This is a genomic window from Mesorhizobium sp. B3-1-6 (genome assembly GCF_006439555.1).
Classification (GTDB): domain Bacteria; phylum Pseudomonadota; class Alphaproteobacteria; order Rhizobiales; family Rhizobiaceae; genus Mesorhizobium.
Map to the genome: position 1 here is coordinate 121,228 of NZ_VFTM01000001.1, position 16,289 is coordinate 137,516.

The following is a 16,289-nucleotide window of genomic DNA, read 5'->3' on the forward strand; positions in this document are numbered from 1 at the left end:
GCTCGACGCCGGGAGACAGGATCGTGGAACCGGATGTTACTTGCTGCCGGCGGCTTCCGCGGCGGTGATCTCGACCCAATCGGGCGTGATCGGCAGCGTCAGGCCGGGCGCCTGGTCGGGGAAGGCATTTTCGCCGACCGCGATCTTGATCATCTTTGTGCCCGGATAAAGCTTCGACTCGAAAGGATCGGTCGTCACGAAATCACCCTTGACCGACACCGAGCGTTCGGCCGGCTTCTTGCCGGTGTCCAGCATATCGACCGCCAGCTTGATCGCTTCGGAGGAAAGATAGGCCGGATTCGAGCCGAGGATGCATTTGGCGCCTTGCGTCTGCGCGCAGGTGACGGCCGCGACATTGTAGGAGAAGCCGACGACCGGGACGATCGGCCGGCCGGCGTCCTTCAGCGCCTGGATGGCGCCCGAACCGTAGCCTTGCGTCATGATGCCGTCGATCTTCGGATTGGCGGCAAGCAGTGCCGCCACGCCGGACTGTTCCGGACCGAGCGCGTAATTGCCGTTGTAATAGCCGACAACCTTGATGTCGGGATATTTGGCCAGAACCTTTTCGTACCCACCCTGCAATTGCGCCGAGATCGGTGCGCCGGCGAGGCCGCGGTCGAGGATGATGTTGCCCTTGCCGCCAAGCTGGGTGGCCATCCACTCGGCCATGACGGCGGGAATGCGGTCCCAATCGGAAGCGACGGCATAGGCGCAAGGCTCGGTCACCACCTGGTCGAAGCTGATGACGACGATGCCCGCGTCGCAGGCCTTCTTGATGGTGGGGTTGAGCGCCGAATCCGAACCGGCATCGACCAGGATCGCGTCCGGCTTCTGGCGGATGATGTTGTTCAGCGAGTTGATCTGCGCCTGTACAGTGTTCTCGACATTCTCGATCTTGAGGTCGACGCGGCCTTTCAGCGGCCCCTTGCTGACTGACACGGTGGCGACGCGCTCCATCTGCTGGCGCCAGTCATTGCCGACGAAATTGTTGGAGAGATAGATGGTGTAGGGTTTCTTGTCTTCGGCATGGCCGGCCTGCATGCCAACCGCCATCATGGTGGCTGCAAGCGCTGCAAGGCCGGTGTAACGGCTCAATAATTTCATGATTTTCTCCTCCCGTTTTTCGTTTCGAAATCGTGGCGCCGCGATGCGGTGCCCCTGCCCTCATCAAATCAGCTTCCCGAGGCCTCCTTGGGCGTGATCTCCACCCAGCTTGGCGATACCGGCAGCGAAAGGCCCGGCGCCAGATCGGGGAACACGGTCTTGCCGAGTTCGATCTTCACGGCCGAGGAATTCGGCGCGTATTTGGCATCGACCATATCCGTGGTCAGGCCGGGCGAATTGAACAGCACGGTCGTGTCGGCCGGCTTCTTGCCGGTATCGAGAATGTCGACGGCGAGCTTGATCGCTTCGGCGGACAGGGATGGCGGATTGGCGCCGAGCCAGCATTTCGCTCCCTTGGTCTCGGCGCAGCTGACGCCGGTGCCGTTGAAGGCGGCGGCGACGACCGGCACCATCGGCCGGTCGGCATTCTGCAGCGCCTTGATGGCGCCGGTGCCGTAGCCTTGCGAAAAGATGCCGTCGACCTCCGGGTGCGCGGCGAGCAGGCTCGCCACGCCCTCCTGTTCGGGCCCTGCGGCGTAGTTGCCGTTGAAATAGCCGACGATCTCGATGCCGGGATATTTCTTGAGCACGGCGCCGAAATTCTTTTCGAACTGCTCGGAGATCGGCGCGCCGGCGAGGCCCCGGTCCATGAAGACCTTGCCCTTGCCGCCGAGCATGGAGGCCATCCATTCGGCCTGGTTGTTGGCCATGATGTCGAAGTCGGAATGCAGCTTGTAGGCGTATTCGGCCGACACGGTCTGGTCGAAGCTGACGACGATTATGCCGGCGTCGCAGGCTTTCTTGATCGTTGGATTGAGAGCCTCGGCCGACGACGCGTCGATCAGGATCGCGTCGGGCTTCTGGCGGATGATGTTGTTCAGGGAATTGATCTGCGCCTGGACAGTGTTTTCGGCATTTTCGATCTTGAGGTCGACGCGGCCTTTCAGCGGCCCCTTGTTGACCGCGACATTGGCGACGCGCTCCATTTGCTGGCGCCAGTCATTGCCGACAAAATTGTTGGAAAGGTAGATGGCGTAGGTCTTCTTGGCTTCGGCATGGCCGGATGTCGCTCCAGCGCAGGCTGCGAATCCGGCAAGCGCGACCAAGCCGGCGCACAGGCTCCTCGACTGCATTGTCTCCTCCCTATGTTCCTCCCGGCTGGCGATGGACTGCGCCATCTTGATCAGACACCGGGCCTCTCGACAGCTGCGGTCGTGGGCGGAATTCGCGCACTATCTCGCCTACCGCCGGCACCTCAGCTTAGCTATCATGCTATTATAATTTTATAGGCCTGTCCATGCACCCGACGGCAGAAATCGCACTTTCGAGGGTCTCAGGAGAGGTCGTTCGGCGCGTCGTAGGTGATGCTGAAAATATCGGCGGGATGGCGGGCGACGGAGAACTCGATGCTGCGCTGGTCGGCCGACTGATAGAGCATCTCCACTGTCAGCACCGCGCTGCCCAGTGCGATGCCGAGATCGGCGGCAACCGCCTCGTCGGCGATTTCGGCGCGCACGGTGACATGCGCCACGTCGAGGCGCAGCCCGAGATGCTTTTGCACCGAGCGGAAGATCAGCACATCGGAGAAGTCTTCGCGCTTCAGCCTGGCGCCGATGTCGGGAGGGAAATAGGTGGTGATCTGCGCCTTCCTCTGTTCGCCGATCGACAGCACGCTGCGCAGGCAATAGCCCGCCTCCTCCTTGCCCATGCCGAAATGGCGCTGGAGCACAGGTGAGACCTCCTTGCGATAGGATTTCACCGTAAGCTGCGCGTCCTTGGTGAAGGCCGCCATGTCGGCGAAGTTCTTGAACTTCCAGCTCAGATTGACCGACGGGCTGCGCGCCGCGACCACCGCCGGTTTCGCCGAGCGCTTCTTGATCAGTCCGTCGGCTTCGAGATCGCGCAGCGCCTGGCGCACGGTGATCAGGCTGACCCCGAAGTGCTCGGCGATCGCCGCTTCCTTCGGCAATTCCCCGCCGACGGGAAAGGTGCCGTCACCGATCGGCACGCGCAAGATGTCGGCGAGCTGGCGATAGAGCGGCCCGTTGGAACGTCCAAGCGAGCGCCTGGGAAGACTGTCGATGGTGGGAACGGTGTTGTCCATGAGCCTCGTCGCGTCTGTGTCGAAGCTTTTATAATAGCTTCCGCCGCCCGAGGCTATCGCATGACGCGCAAAACTGCGGTTTTGCGGCAATGCTTAGACAAAGAGCCGAAGCGGATGTTCGACCGCCGATTTCAACTCGGCGAGCCAGACCGTCGAGGTTGCCTCGTCGACACGCGCGGCGTCCACCGTCAGCAGGCATTCGGCGTTGTCACCGGCGGAGCCGACCGAGACTGTCAGGCGCATGGCCCGGCCCGGCAACAGCGGCATCGTCACCGGCCGGATATCGCTCGGCGGCAGCAGCCGCACCGACAGGACGGCCGGTTTTTGCGCATCGTCGCGATTGTCCGCTTGCGCCGCAAGCCGCGCCGCGCGCAGCGCCGTCAGCGGCATTCCCGATGTGGTCGCGAACATGACTTGCCTGTTGCCGAGTTCGAGCGCCACGGGCGCTTCCCTGACCTTGGCCACTTCTGAAATCTCGCCGAACGCGCAACCGGTGGCACGCAACACGATGTCGTCGATGTCGAACACCTTCCCCGAGCTCTCCAGCACGCTCAGCAACTCGTGCAACGCGTCCAGCGCGATCGATGTCGCGAAGGCGGCGATGCTGGACGCGACAGGCGAAGACGCCGGGGCCGCGGCCAGAAGCTCTGCCGGCGCATCGACCGGGGTAAAGTCAAGCACGTCGGCGGCCAGGATGCGGCCGCCCGGACCACTGCCGTGGAGCGCTTCGAGCAGGAAACCACGCTCGCGGGCAAGCCGGCGCGCATAGGGCGAAACAGCCAGCCGCGATGCCACCGCCATGTTCATTTCAGATACTCGGCGTTGACGCAGTTGGTCAGCCGGCCCTCGGCGAGATAGGCATGCACGACTTCGATCGATTTCAGCCTGAGGTCGCGCATCGCCGCCGGGCTGTAGAAAGCCGCGTGCGGCGTGACGATCAGCCGGTTGGCGATCCACGGCTCGCGGCGCCGCCACGCCGCCAGAAGCGAATGCTCGAGATCGCCGGGCTCGTTCGGCAGGACGTCCAGCCCAGCGCCGGCGACGACGCCATTGCGCAGCGCTGCTTCCAGCGCGTCGAGATCGACGATCGGACCCCGAGCCGTGTTGACAAGGACAAGGCCAGGCTTGGCGGCCGCGAAGGCATCCGCGCCGATGAGCTTGCGCGTTTCCTCGCTCAACGGCGTATGCACGCTCACCACATCGGCCCGCCTCATAAGCTCGGCCAGCGAATGCACCCTCTCATAGCCGGTCGACAGGTCGACGCCGGACAGAAGATGCGGATCATAAAACACCACCTTCATGTCGAAGGCGGCGGCGCGGCGGGCCGCCGCAAGTCCGATGCGGCCCAGCCCGACGACGCCGAAGGTCGCCCCCTTGTGACGGCGCACCAGCGGTGCTTTTGAGAAATGCCAGCCCTCGGCTCCATTGGCCGAAAGCTCGGCGCCATAGGCCGACGTGCCGCGCGTCAGCGCCAGCATCAGGCCGATGGCGTGATCGGCGACTTCGGTGGTGCCATAGTCGGGCACGTTGCAGGCGGGAATCTTGCGCGCGCCCCAGCCGGACGTATCGATGTTGTCGAAGCCGACGCCGGAGCGCACCGCGATCCTGGCCTTGGGAAAGGCGGCTGGCGCGGCGGCGACATTATGGGTCGGCGAATAGTTGATGACCGCGTCGACCGCCTGGCAAACCGCCGGATCGAGCGCGGCGGCTTTGTCATTTGTCGAGCGGGCCAGGATGAACTCGATGTCGGGATAGTGCTCGCGTTCGAGCTCGGCCTCGTCGGCGGCTTGCCAATTGGCGCACAGGATCTTCATGCTTGCCCTTCGGATATGGATGATTATCTCTTGATGCCGCCAATGCGCCCGCCCATCGGCACCACGGCGCCGACCGGCTGATCGATGGCGTTGAGCGTTCCGCTGACCGGCGCCTCGATCTCGACCACGGCCTTGTCGGTCTCGATCTCGGCGATCAGCTCGCCTTCTTTCACCGCGTCGCCCACCGCCCTCAGCCATTTGACGACCGTGCCTTCGCTGACGGTGAGATCGCCGAACGGCATCGTGATCGGCTCGTCGTCGCCGGCGGTGGCGATGGAAGCGGCTGGTGCCGTGGGCTGTGGCTTGGCTGAAACAGGTGCTGGCTTTGCCGGCGCGGCGCTTTTCAGGCCGACGGTGTACCAGTGATCCGGCACCGGCGGCTTGCCGGCGACGACGTCGCGAATGCCTTGGGCAATGCGTGCCGTGTCGACCAGCATGGCTCGCTCCAGCACCGGCGCGAAGGGATGCGAGGTCGGCGCTGTATGCAGCCTTCCGGGCGGGGCATCGAGCTCGTCGAAGGCGAGCTCGTTGATCGCCTGGGCGATCTCGCCGCCAAGGCCGCACATTGCCCACGCCTCGTCGACGACGAGCAGGCGATGCGTCTTCCTGACGCTGGCCACGATCGTGTCGATGTCGAGCGGCATGATGGTGCGCGGGTCGATCACTTCGGCCTCGATGCCATCGGCGGCCAATGCCTCCGCGGCTTCCAACGCGCGCTGCACCATCTGCCCGGCCGCGACGATGGTGATGTCGCGGCCCACCCTCGCGATCCGCGCGACGCCGAACGGCACATAATGCTCGCCGACCGGCACCTCGCCCTTGGAGGCGAACAGCGCCTTGGGTTCGAGCATGATGACCGGATCGCCGGCCCGGAGCGCAGTCTTCATCAGGCCCTTGGCGTCCGCCGGGTTCGACGGCACGCAGACGATCAAGCCCGGCATATGGGCGAAGACCGGGTGGTAGATGCCGCTGTGATGCGGGCCGGAACTGCGCAGCGCGCCGGCGCCGACGCGCACCACCATCGGCGCGCTCATGACGCCGCTGGTCATGTAACGCAGCTTCGCCGCCTGCAGAAAAATCTGCCCTGCGGTTTCAAAGGCGAAGTCGGCGAACATCAGGTCGGAAACGGTGCGCGCGCCGGTAGCCGAAGCACCGACGGCGGCTGCGGTAAAACCCTGCTCCGAAATCGGCGTGTCGACCATCCGCTCGGCACCGAACTCCTGCCACAGGTTCCTCGTGTGGGCAAAGCTGCCGCCGCGCTCGCCGGTGCCCTCGCCGAAGTAAAGGATCGCTGGATTGGCGCGCATCTCTTCGGCAATGCCGTCGCGCACCGCCTCGAGCCAGCCTTGCGTTCGCGTCTCGCCGACGGCGCGCGGCTGCAGGGCAGCCGGCGGATTGATCGGATCGGCAAAGACGTGCAGGCGCACCGTTGCTGGATCTGGCTCGGGCGAAGTGCGGGCGAAGGCGAGCGCCTCCTCGACCACCTTCTCGATCCGCGCCTCTATTGCCGCGAGCGCCTCGGCATCGGCGACGCCGTACTCTTCGATCAGCCGCTTGCGGAACATGTCGATCGGATCGCGCTTGATCCAGGCGTCGAGCTCTTCCTGCGTCCTATAGGTGCCGATGACCGGGTCGCCCTCATGGTGGCCGACGGTGCGATAGGTCTTGGCTTCGATCAGCGTCGGGCCCTTGCCGGCGCGGGCACGTTCGGTCGCTTCCTTCATGGCCAACCAGACGGCGAAGACGTCGTTGCCGTCGACGGCGACGCCGGGCATGCCGTAGGACGCGGCCTTGGTGGCGATCTCTGGATTGAGCGTGATCGACTTGAGCGGCGTAGCGGTGGCGTAGAGATTGTTCTCGCAGATGAAGACCGCAGGCGCCCGCTGCACCGCCGCGAAATTGAGCGCCTCGTGGAAGCCGCCATGGTTGGCGGCGCCGTCGCCGAAGAAAGCGACACCGATGTCGTCGCGGCCCTGCTGGCGGGCGCTCATGCCGATGCCGACGGCATGGCCGATCCCGGCGGCGACGATACCGTTGGTGCCGAACAAGCCGACCGAGCGGTCGTAGAGATGCATGGTGCCGCCGCGGCCGCCGCAAATGCCGTCGGCCTTGCCGAACAGCTCGGCCATCACGCGCCCGGGATTGGCGCCCTTGGCCAGGGCATGGCCGTGGCCGCGATGGGTCGACGTGACCCAGTCGGTCGGCCGCAAATGCGCACAGACCCCGACGCCGGTCGCTTCCTCGCCGATATAGAGATGCAGGAAGCCGGGCGTCTCACCCTTGCGGCAAGCGATCTGGGCAATGCTTTCGAAGCGGCGCAGCAACACCATGCGCTCGAACAGGTCGAGCAGGATTTTTCGGTCGGGCAGATTTGACGCACCGTTGAAATCCTCGCGTGCGCGCGCCGCAGAAATTGCCACCAAAACCTCCCGTGAATCCGTCTGGCGCCGGACAGAAACGCGCCGGCGGCGAGCTTGTGGCTGCTCGCTTCGGGCTCATCATAGATTATAATAGCATAATGTCTACAGGCTCTGAGCAGAGCCTGTGAGGCGCAAGCGCGTTCACCGTTTCACCGAGCCGGCGAAACGCTCCATCACTTTGTTTTGACAAAGGTCCTGGCGAAAAAACCGTGCGCTAGATCCTAGTCATGCGCACCGTGGCATCGGGCCGCTGGAACAGCTCCGGCCGAAGGCTGAGACCGAGCCCCGGCCCCTCGAGCGGCGCGACACGGCCGTCACTAACCGGCGGAATGTCGGCGACGATCTCGGTGTACCATCCAGTGAAATAGGCGCGCACGGCTTCCTGGTAATTGACGTTCGGCAAGGTGGCCGACAGCGCGCAACTGGCGGCATAGACGATCGGCCCCGTGCAGTCGTGCAGCGTCACCGGCAATTCGCTGGCCTCGGCCATGTTGGCGATCTTGCGCGCTTCGGAAAGGCCGCCACACCAGGCGAGGTCGATCATGATCACGCTAGCGGCGCGCTTGTCGATAAGCTGCTTGAACATCTGCCGCGTGGCCAGCCGCTCGCTGGCGGCGATCGGGATCGATGTGTGGCGCGCCAACTCGGCCATGGCGTCGAGTTCGTTGTAGCGGATCGGCTCCTCCAGCCAGGCGACGTCATAGGCTTTCAGCGCTTCGGCGATGCGCAGCGCCGGCGGCAGGCTCCAGAGGCCATGCAATTCGACCATGATCTCCATGTCGCGGCCGACGGCGTCGCGGATCTTCTGGAACGGCTCCAGCGCCTTGTCGAGGTCGGCAAGCGAAATGCGGGCGCCGTTCGATGCCTCGGCCGCGATATCGAACGGCCATATCTTCATGGCGCCGATGCCTTCGGATTTCAGGCTTCTGGCGAGGTCGCCGGCGTTGTAGCGCCACGCGAGCAGATCCTCATACGGGCCTTCGTTGGAATCGCCCGATTTGAGCGACCAGTCCTCGCCGCGCTCGAACAGCGCGTTCTTCTTGCTGGCGCGCACATGCTTGTAGCCGGCGCAGGTGTTGTAGATCGGCACGTTTCTGTGCGTGCGGCCGCCCAGCAGCCGCCAGACCGGCTCGCCAAGCGCCTGGCCGTAAATATCCCACAACGCGATGTTGACCGCGGAATTGCCGCGCACCTCGGCGCCGGAATCGCGCGCGCCGACATAGACGCTGCCGAGTGTGCGGTCGTGCAGCTCGATATCGCGGGGATCCTTGCCGATGAGGTAGGGCGCGACATTGTCGTGGATGTAGGAGGCGACAGGCCCCGGCGCCCAGAAGGTTTCGCCGGTGCCGATGAGGCCGGCATCGGTGTGGACGCGAAGCCAGAACAGGAACGGGAACTCCGCCAGCTGCAGCGTTTCAAGCGCGACGATCTTCAATTTTTCCTCCCGGCTCCAACGGCCCGCGAACAGTAGCACAAGCCCGTTGACAGCCATCTATGGATACCGGTATCCATCGCGTCAAGATGACTTGGGAGGAGGTTGGCTTGCCTGCTGAAATTCCAGACACGATGACGCGACGGGCGCTTGTCACCGGCGCCGCCGGGGGGCTTGGCCGCGAGGTGGCGCTGCAATTGGCCAGGCGCGGATGCGCCGTGGCCGTTACCGACATCAATGGCGAAGGCGTGACCGAGACGGCCCGGCAGATCGGCCGGACCGGGACGGAAGCCGAGATCATCATCGGCGACTTCACGCTCGAAGGCGCTCCGGAAGCGGCGGTCGAAAAAGTGGTCGCGCGCTGGCGCGGCATCGACATCCTCGTCAACAATGCCGGCTATGGCGTGATCGAGCCCTTCCTCGACGCCACCTTCAAGGCCTGGACGCGCACGCTGGCGCTCAACGTCACTGCGCTTGCAATGGCCTGCAAGGCGGCCGGCCGGGTGATGCGCGAGCAGCGCTCGGGGCGCATCGTCAACATCACCTCGCCCGGCTCGCGCATGGCGCTGCCCGACTACACCGCCTATACGGCGAGCAAGGCCGGTGTCGATTCCATCACCCGCGCCGCGGCGGTCGCGCTTGCGCCCTACGGCGTGCTGGTCAACAGCCTGGCGCCGGGCATGATGGACACCGAGATGCAGCGCTCGACCGAACTCGATCTTGCCCGCGCCAATGGCCGCAACGATCTGCAGGCCTTCCTCGACGAGCGGACGCGCCGCATTCCGCTCGGCCGCCGCGCCGAGATTTCCGAGGTGGCCGAAGCCGTCGTCTGGCTCTGCCTCGATGCGCCCAAATACATGACCGCCGAGCGGCTCAACATGTCGGGCGGGCTGGACAAGGACTAGGCATCCAATGCTGCGAAACTCCCCTCCCGGCAGCGCCGATGTCGCAGCGCTTCAACGCAAGGCGACGCTGCTGCGTCGCCACATGCTGACCATGGCGCGCGGCCAGGGCCAGGGCTATATCGGCCAGGGCCTCGGCATCGCCGACGTGCTGGCGGCGCTGTATTTCCACGAACTGCGCTACGACCCGCACAATCTGGCATGGCCGGATCGCGACCGTTTCCTGCTGTCGACCGGGCATTACTCGATCGCGCTTTGGGCGGCCCTGGCCGAGGCCGGCATCATCCCTGTCGAGGAACTTGTCACCTATGGCGCCGACGGCAGCCGGCTCGAGATGTCGACGCTCGACACCACGCCCGGCGTCGACGTTATCGGCGGCTCGCTCGGCCACGGCCTCGGCCAAGGTGTCGGCCAGGCGCTCGGACTGCGCCTCGATCGCTCGGACGCGCGCGTCTTCGTCGAGCTCTCCGACGGCGAGATGCAGGAAGGCTCGACCTGGGAAGCGGCGATGTCGGCCAGCCATTTCGAGCTGGACGGGTTAGTGGCGCTGATCGACTGCAACGGCATCCAGGCCGATGGGCCCGTGGTGCTGGACATGGAGCCAGTGACCGACAAATGGCGCGCCTTCCGCTGGGAGACGGCGGAGATCGACGGCAACGACATGAAGGCCGTCGTCGACGCGCTGGCCGGCGCGCGCCAGCGCAACCGCAAGCCGAAGGCGATCGTGCTGCGCACCCTGCCCGGCAAGGGCGTGCCGCGCATCGAGACCAGCGAGAAATCGCACTTCTTCCGCATCGACGTGGCGCAATGGGACGGCATCATCGCCGAGTTCGACAAAAGCGTGGGGATGGAGCAATGAGCGGCAGCGGCATGAAGGCCGGACGGACGCTGGCCATGGGCCAGGACGAGGCTGTCGGCGGCGGCCGGCAAAGTGTCGAAGCGCCGTTCGGCCGGGCCCTGGCCAGGCTTGGGGAGAGCCGCAACGACATCGTCGGGCTGACCGCCGACCTTGGCAAATACACCGACATCCTGCCGTTCCGGGATGCTTTTCCCGAGCGCTTCTTCAATGTCGGCATGGCCGAGCAGAATCTGGTTGCCGTCGCCGCCGGGCTGGCGCGCACCGGCAAGGTGCCATTTGCCACCACCTATGGGGTGTTCGCGACACGCCGCGCGTATGATTTCGTCGCCATCGCGCTTGCCCACTCCAACCTCAATGTGAAGATCATCGCCGGCCTGCCGGGATTGACGACCGGCTATGGCGGCACCCATCAGGCGATCGAGGATCTGGCGCTGATGCGCATGATCCCCGGCCTGACCGTCATCGACCCCTGCGATGCGACCGAGATCGAAGCGGCGACGGTCACGATCGCCGAGCATCAAGGTCCTGTCTACATGCGCCTGCTGCGCGGCGGCGTTCCCGTCGTGTTCGAGCCCGGCTACAAATTCGAGATCGGCAAGGCGCGGCGGCTTCGCGAAGGCTCCGATGTCGGCATCATCTCGACCGGCTTCATGACCGAGCGGGCGCTGGACGCGGCGGAGACCCTGCAGAAACAGGGCATTTCGACTGGCGTCCTGCACGTGCCGACGATCAAGCCGTTCGACGCCGGCGCGGTGGCTGAGTTCGCGTCGGGCGTCGAGCGGATCGTCACGGCGGAAAACCATGTCGCCACCGGCGGCCTTGCGAGCCTTGTCGTCGAGAGCCTGTTCGAGGCCGGCATCGCGAAGAAAGTGACGCGCATCGGCCTGCCCGACCGCTATATCGAATGCGGCGCCGTGCCGACCTTGCAGGCGAAATACGGCCTCACCATCGAAGCCGTTGTCGCAACGATTACTGGTTTGGGTTAGATTCCGCATGAAGATCACCGACATCGAGACCTTTGCCGTCGGCGCCGGCTGGAAGAACTGGCTGTTCGTCAAGGTCCATACCGACAAGGGCATTCACGGCGTCGGCGAAGGCACGCTGAACGGCTTCATCAAGACCACCGAAGCCGGCGTGCATGAGCTCAGGCATCTCGCCATCGGCCAGGATCCGCGCCGCATCAACGCTTTGGCCAAGCGCATGCTGGACAGCGTTTCGCTCGACGGCGGCCACATCCACCGCACGGTGATCGCGGCGATCGAGGTCGCCTGCTGGGATATTCTGGGCAAGAGCCTGGGCGTGCCGATCCACCAGCTTCTCGGCGGGCAGGTGCGCGACAGCGTGCTTGGCTATGCCAATGGCTGGTATCGCACCGAGCGCACGCCGGAGGCCTTTCTCGAAGCCGCGAGGGCCGTTCTGGCGAAAGGCTTCAAGGCGTTCAAGCTCGACCCGTTCGGCACGGCGCAAGGTTTCATTTCACGCGAGGAGCTTGATCTTTCCTACGCGATCTGCCGCAAACTGCGCGACGAGCTGCCGCGCGCCACGCTGATCCTGATCGACGTACATGCGCGCTTCACCGAGATCGCAGCACTTCAGGCGGCACAGAAATTCGCCGACCTCGACATCTACTGGTGGGAGGAGCCGACCTCGCGCGACCGTCAGGAGACCGTGCATGAGGTGGCGCACCGCTCGCCCATTCCCGTGGCGACCGGCGAGATGTACGACACGGTCGGCCAGTTCTACACGCTGGCGGCCGGCGGCGGCGTCAACATCTTCCAGCCCGAGCCGATGTCCCTTGGCGGCATCGCGCCATCGATGCAGGTCGCCAATCTGGCCTTAGCCCATGGCAGCCATATCGCGCCACATCAGAGCGGCGGACCGGTGGCGACGACGGTATGCCTGCAGCTGGCGGCGGCGGTGCCGAATTTCCTGATCCAGGAGCATTTCGACGCCTTCAACGATCCGTGGACCCGCGAGCTGGTGACCTGGCATCCGACCGTCAACCCGGACAATGGCCATCTGTCGCTGCCGCAAGCGCCGGGGCTCGGCATCGATCTCAACCTCGATGCGATCAAGGACCACCCTTACGACCCCAACGCCTATCTCAACGTCCATGCCGAAGGCTGGGAGAAGCGCCTGGGGCGACGGGAAGGAGCGGGGAAACCTGGCCTCTAAACTGGCAAGGCCTCGGTGAGCGACGCCGCTTCGCGGCTGCTCCGCCGGTGGATGACGAAAAACTAGGCGCTTTCACGGTCGATGATCTCGAAGCCTAGGCTGGTGACGGCCGGCACCTCGCCGTCGCCGCCCAGTCTCGCCAGCAATTGCCGCACGGCGCGACGGCCCATGTCGTAGCGATTGACCTTCACCGTGGTCAGCCGCGGATAGAGCTGCGCGGCGAGGTCCATGTCGCCATAACCGGCGATGGCTATCCTGCCGGGCACCGCCCAGCCCCGCCGGTGGCATTCCTGCACGGCGCCGACGGCCAGCGTGTCGCTGGAAAAGAAGATGGCGTCGATGTCCTTGTGCCGTGACGTAAGCGTGATCAGCGCCTCGGCGCCGCCCTGCGCGGTGATCGGCACCTCGACCTCCATACCATCATGGTTCTTGATGCCGAGCTCGGTCAGCGCCGCGTGATAACCGGTGCGGCGCTGTTGCAGGCGGTCATTGCCGTGGATCGGCGTCGAGACGAAGCCGATCCGCCTGTAGCCCTTGGCGGCCAGATGCATGGTCATGGCGTAGGCGGTTTCGAAATTGGAGACGCCGACCACGATGTCGATCGGATCGCGGCCCTTGACCTCGGAGATCTCGACCACCGGCGCGCCGCTGCCCTTCAGCAAGGCGCGCGCCGTTTCGCTTTGCACGAAGCTCTGAAGGATCATGCCGGCCGGGCGCCAGCCGAGCAGCGTGCGTATCGCTTTCTCCTCGGCTTCCCGCGTGAATTCGCCCTGCACCAGGAGCATCGAATAGCCGCCCTCATGGCATTCGTCGGACATGCCTTGCACCTGCTCTGCGATGCCCGAATTGATCAGCGGCGGCACAACCGTCCCGATCATGCGGCCGTTGCCGCGCATGCTGGAAGCAAGCTGGTTGGGCACGAAGCCGATCTGCTCTATGGCTTCCAGAACTTTGGCACGCGTCTCCGCTGAGACCCTGCCGGGATTGGACAGGGAGCGCGACACGGTTATGGGCGCGACGCCGATGCGTCTCGCGATCTCGCGAACCCCGAGGCGCTGCGACGGTGTGTTTCCGCCAGGGTCGTCCCGTGACCCATCGGTCATCGCCAAGCTCCAACAAAGCACGACGCGCGAAGGGAAAATCCTGCTCCGGATCGCACGGCCACCGCCATTCATAGCGGCTGCGGCATGTGCTTTCCAGCGATGTGCCGGCGTCTTCCGACTTCTGAAATTTTCGCCGTTGACAAGTTATAATATTATAATCTTAATGACGTAGAGGAGCGCGCCGGGATCGGCGTGGGCGTGACGGTGCCGGTTGCGGGGCCGGTGGCGTGCGCCGCCAGGGAGGTCAGGATGGAAAGCGCGGCTGACGTGAGCTCGCCGCCCCGGGATGGGCAATCGTTCCGGCGGCGGCTGATCGGCTTCATTGCCATCGGCGAAGTGGGCGTGCTGGCGGCGATGGCTCTGCTGATCGTCTTCTTCTGGCTGCTCGAACCGGCTTTCCTGTCGGAGCGCAACATCCGCGCCATTCTCAACGTCGTGTCGTTTGTCGGCATCATCGCCATCGGCCAGACCATCCTTCTGGTCGCCGGCGAGTTCGACCTGTCCGTCGGCTCGGTGGCCGGGCTGTCCGCGGTCGTCGCCGCCAAGCTGATGACGGCGGCCGCGCTGCCAGTGACCGTCGCCATTCTAGGCGGTGTCGGCGTCGGTGCGCTGATCGGCCTCGTCAACGGCCTGATCGTCGTCAGGCTCGGCATCCCCGCCTTCATCCAGACGCTCGGCATGCTGTTCATCGGCCAGGGCCTGATCCAGGTGGTGACGGGCGGCTACCCCGTCTATCCGCTGCCGGAGGCGATCAGTGCGATCGGCGGCACCGACCTCGCCTTCGGCCTCGGCTGGAGCTTTGCCTTCTTCATCGTCGCGGCGATCGCCGCCGATTTCGTCCTGCGGCGCACCGTGCTCGGGCGCAACATCTATGCCACCGGCGGCAACCAGGAAGTGGCGCGCCTCGTCGGCATCGACACCAGCGCCTACAAGATCGGCGCCTTCATCGTCGTCGGCGCGCTGGCGGCGATTGCCGGCATGTTCGTCATGGCCGATCTCGGCAGCGGCGGCACCTCGATCGGCAGCGGCTGGGAACTGACGGTCATCGCCGGAGTCGTGGTCGGCGGCGTCAGCCTGTTCGGCGGCGCCGGCACGGTCGCCGGCGGCGTTGTCGGCATCCTGATGCTGAAGGTGGTGCAGAGCGGCCTCGTCGTCATCGGCGTCAACTCCAACTGGCAGCAGATCGCGGTGGGCGTGATCATGGTCATGGCCGTTGGGCTCGACATTGTGCGCCGCCGCTACTTCATCGCCGGCGCATAGCCGGCCACGAGGAGCGAACTCACGCACGGACCATTTCCAAACGCCGGAAGATGACGCGAACAGCAGATCTTACGCCGGCAAGAACGCCGGTGAAGCAAGGGAGGTAGGACATGAAAATCGATTTGAGAAAAGGACTGATCCGCACTGCTTTCGCGGCCATGGCGGCTGCCGCGTCGCTGGGCTCGGCGAGCCTCGCCCAGGCCGCCGATATTCATCTGCTCTGGGTGCAGGCGATGAAGGATCACCCTGTGCACCGGCTGATGCAGGCGGGTTTCCTCAACAAATGCAAGGAGCTTGGCTACACCTGCGAAGTCGTCGGCGACCCGAGCGCGACGAATTGGGACATTCCAGCAACACTGCCGCTGGCCGAAGCCGCCCTGGCCCGCACCAAATACGACGCGATCGGCGTCTATGGTCCCGATCCGGCGATCTACTCCTACATTTCCAAGCTGGCCAAGGAGGGATTCCCGATCGTGACCTGGCATGTGCTGCCGCCGGAAGGCACGGTCCAGGGGCTGAAGGCAGCGACAGGCGAGGATATTGCCGGCGCCGGCCAGAACGCCGCCGTCGCAATCGGCGAAAAGCTCGGCGGCAAGGGCACCGTGGCGCTCACCCAAGGCGCGTCCAACGATACCGAGAACGCCATGTCGGCCGCTTTCCGCAAGACCATCGCCGAGAAGTACCCCAACATCAAGGTGCTCGACACCCAGATGGAAGGCTTCGAACCATCGGCGGCCGAGGCCAAGGCGGTGGCGATCCTGCAAGGCAATCCGGACGTGACCGCGGCCTTCGGCACCACCGGCAACAGCATCCAGACCTGGTCGGGCGCGGCCCGCAAGGCTGGACGCGACGTCGTCATCATCGGCATGGACTATATCAGGCAGAATCTCGACCTGGTGAAATCGGGCGCCGCCTACGGCATCGTCGCGCAGCCGCTCTATGAAGAGAGCGCCAAGGTTGCCGAACTGCTCGGCGATCTCGCCCAGGGCAAGGCCGTCCCCTACAGCAACCCGCTGCCGGCCAAGGTGATCACCGCCGCCGACCTCGACCCCTATTACAAGATGCTGGACAACGCCGGCCAGTAACGCCCATCGCCGGGTCCGCGGCTTGCCCGGA

The 16,289-nt window shown here is 65.0% G+C and carries 14 protein-coding genes; 6 read left to right on the forward strand and 8 right to left on the reverse strand.

Annotated elements, in window-relative coordinates:
• Window positions 1–36 precede the first annotated feature (36 nt).
• The 7 genes from FJ414_RS00555 to FJ414_RS00585 all read right to left on the reverse strand — a co-directional run bounded on the left by FJ414_RS00555 (window position 37) and on the right by FJ414_RS00585 (window position 8,877).
• Window positions 37–1,104, reverse strand: coding sequence for a sugar ABC transporter substrate-binding protein (locus FJ414_RS00555; protein WP_140640233.1), 1,068 nt, complete (start codon window positions 1,102–1,104; stop codon window positions 37–39).
• 68 nt (window positions 1,105–1,172) lie between these two features.
• Entirely contained in the window at window positions 1,173–2,237 is a 1,065-nt protein-coding gene (locus FJ414_RS00560) for a substrate-binding domain-containing protein (protein ID WP_246672257.1), read from the reverse strand.
• Window positions 2,238–2,437: 200 nt separating this feature from the next.
• Entirely contained in the window at window positions 2,438–3,208 is a 771-nt protein-coding gene (locus tag FJ414_RS00565) for a GntR family transcriptional regulator (protein WP_140640235.1), read from the reverse strand.
• A 93-nt stretch (window positions 3,209–3,301) separates the two neighbouring features.
• Window positions 3,302–4,015: an E3 binding domain-containing protein gene (locus FJ414_RS00570; RefSeq protein WP_140640237.1), complete on the reverse strand. Its 714-nt coding sequence runs from the start codon at window positions 4,013–4,015 to the stop codon at window positions 3,302–3,304.
• A complete protein-coding gene (locus tag FJ414_RS00575; RefSeq protein ID WP_140640239.1) occupies window positions 4,012–5,022 on the reverse strand; it encodes a C-terminal binding protein in 1,011 nt (336 codons plus the stop codon). Before FJ414_RS00575 ends, FJ414_RS00570 begins: the two co-directional genes overlap by 4 nt.
• Window positions 5,023–5,045: 23 nt before the next feature.
• The gene (locus FJ414_RS00580) at window positions 5,046–7,442 is read right to left on the reverse strand and encodes a thiamine pyrophosphate-dependent enzyme (RefSeq protein WP_140640241.1); all 2,397 of its coding nucleotides are present in this window, start codon (window positions 7,440–7,442) and stop codon (window positions 5,046–5,048) included.
• Window positions 7,443–7,656: 214 nt separating this feature from the next.
• The gene (locus FJ414_RS00585; RefSeq protein ID WP_140640243.1) at window positions 7,657–8,877 is read right to left on the reverse strand and encodes a mandelate racemase/muconate lactonizing enzyme family protein; all 1,221 of its coding nucleotides are present in this window, start codon (window positions 8,875–8,877) and stop codon (window positions 7,657–7,659) included.
• Window positions 8,878–8,984: 107 nt separating this feature from the next.
• On the opposite strand from FJ414_RS00585, the gene FJ414_RS00590 reads away from it, so the two are divergent.
• The 4 genes from FJ414_RS00590 to FJ414_RS00605 are packed head-to-tail and all read left to right on the forward strand — an operon-like array spanning window position 8,985 to window position 12,810.
• On the forward strand, window positions 8,985–9,779 hold the full coding sequence (locus tag FJ414_RS00590; RefSeq protein ID WP_246672258.1) for an SDR family oxidoreductase: 795 nt from the start codon (window positions 8,985–8,987) through the stop codon (window positions 9,777–9,779).
• 7 nt (window positions 9,780–9,786) lie between these two features.
• On the forward strand, window positions 9,787–10,635 hold the full coding sequence (locus FJ414_RS00595) for a transketolase (RefSeq protein WP_140640245.1): 849 nt from the start codon (window positions 9,787–9,789) through the stop codon (window positions 10,633–10,635).
• Window positions 10,632–11,621: a transketolase C-terminal domain-containing protein gene (locus FJ414_RS00600; protein WP_140640247.1), complete on the forward strand. Its 990-nt coding sequence runs from the start codon at window positions 10,632–10,634 to the stop codon at window positions 11,619–11,621. The genes FJ414_RS00595 and FJ414_RS00600 overlap by 4 nt, the downstream gene beginning before the upstream one ends.
• Before the next feature lie 7 nt (window positions 11,622–11,628).
• Window positions 11,629–12,810 (forward strand): mandelate racemase/muconate lactonizing enzyme family protein, encoded by a 1,182-nt coding sequence (locus FJ414_RS00605; RefSeq protein ID WP_140640249.1) that lies wholly within the window; start codon window positions 11,629–11,631, stop codon window positions 12,808–12,810.
• A gap of 62 nt (window positions 12,811–12,872) precedes the next feature.
• On the opposite strand, the gene FJ414_RS00610 is transcribed toward FJ414_RS00605, so the two are convergent.
• Window positions 12,873–13,913 (reverse strand): LacI family DNA-binding transcriptional regulator, encoded by a 1,041-nt coding sequence (locus FJ414_RS00610; RefSeq protein ID WP_140640251.1) that lies wholly within the window; start codon window positions 13,911–13,913, stop codon window positions 12,873–12,875.
• 249 nt (window positions 13,914–14,162) lie between these two features.
• Between FJ414_RS00610 and FJ414_RS00615 the strand changes: the two genes are divergently transcribed.
• A complete protein-coding gene (locus FJ414_RS00615) occupies window positions 14,163–15,173 on the forward strand; it encodes an ABC transporter permease (RefSeq protein ID WP_140640253.1) in 1,011 nt (336 codons plus the stop codon).
• Window positions 15,174–15,283: 110 nt separating this feature from the next.
• Window positions 15,284–16,258, forward strand: a complete 975-nt coding sequence (locus FJ414_RS00620; protein WP_140640255.1) for a substrate-binding domain-containing protein — start codon at window positions 15,284–15,286, stop codon at window positions 16,256–16,258.
• Window positions 16,259–16,289: the final 31 nt, after the last annotated feature.

Coding starts and splice junctions, on each gene's coding strand:
- FJ414_RS00555 (WP_140640233.1), bottom strand. CDS start 1,104: ATGAAATTATTGAGCCGTTACACCGGCCTTGCAGCGCTTGCAGCCACC.
- FJ414_RS00560 (WP_246672257.1), bottom strand. CDS start 2,237: ATGCAGTCGAGGAGCCTGTGCGCCGGCTTGGTCGCGCTTGCCGGATTC.
- FJ414_RS00565 (WP_140640235.1), bottom strand. CDS start 3,208: ATGGACAACACCGTTCCCACCATCGACAGTCTTCCCAGGCGCTCGCTT.
- FJ414_RS00570 (WP_140640237.1), bottom strand. CDS start 4,015: ATGAACATGGCGGTGGCATCGCGGCTGGCTGTTTCGCCCTATGCGCGC.
- FJ414_RS00575 (WP_140640239.1), bottom strand. CDS start 5,022: ATGAAGATCCTGTGCGCCAATTGGCAAGCCGCCGACGAGGCCGAGCTC.
- FJ414_RS00595 (WP_140640245.1), top strand. CDS start 9,787: ATGCTGCGAAACTCCCCTCCCGGCAGCGCCGATGTCGCAGCGCTTCAA.
- FJ414_RS00600 (WP_140640247.1), top strand. CDS start 10,632: ATGAGCGGCAGCGGCATGAAGGCCGGACGGACGCTGGCCATGGGCCAG.
- FJ414_RS00605 (WP_140640249.1), top strand. CDS start 11,629: ATGAAGATCACCGACATCGAGACCTTTGCCGTCGGCGCCGGCTGGAAG.
- FJ414_RS00610 (WP_140640251.1), bottom strand. CDS start 13,913: ATGACCGATGGGTCACGGGACGACCCTGGCGGAAACACACCGTCGCAG.
- FJ414_RS00615 (WP_140640253.1), top strand. CDS start 14,163: ATGGAAAGCGCGGCTGACGTGAGCTCGCCGCCCCGGGATGGGCAATCG.
- FJ414_RS00620 (WP_140640255.1), top strand. CDS start 15,284: ATGAAAATCGATTTGAGAAAAGGACTGATCCGCACTGCTTTCGCGGCC.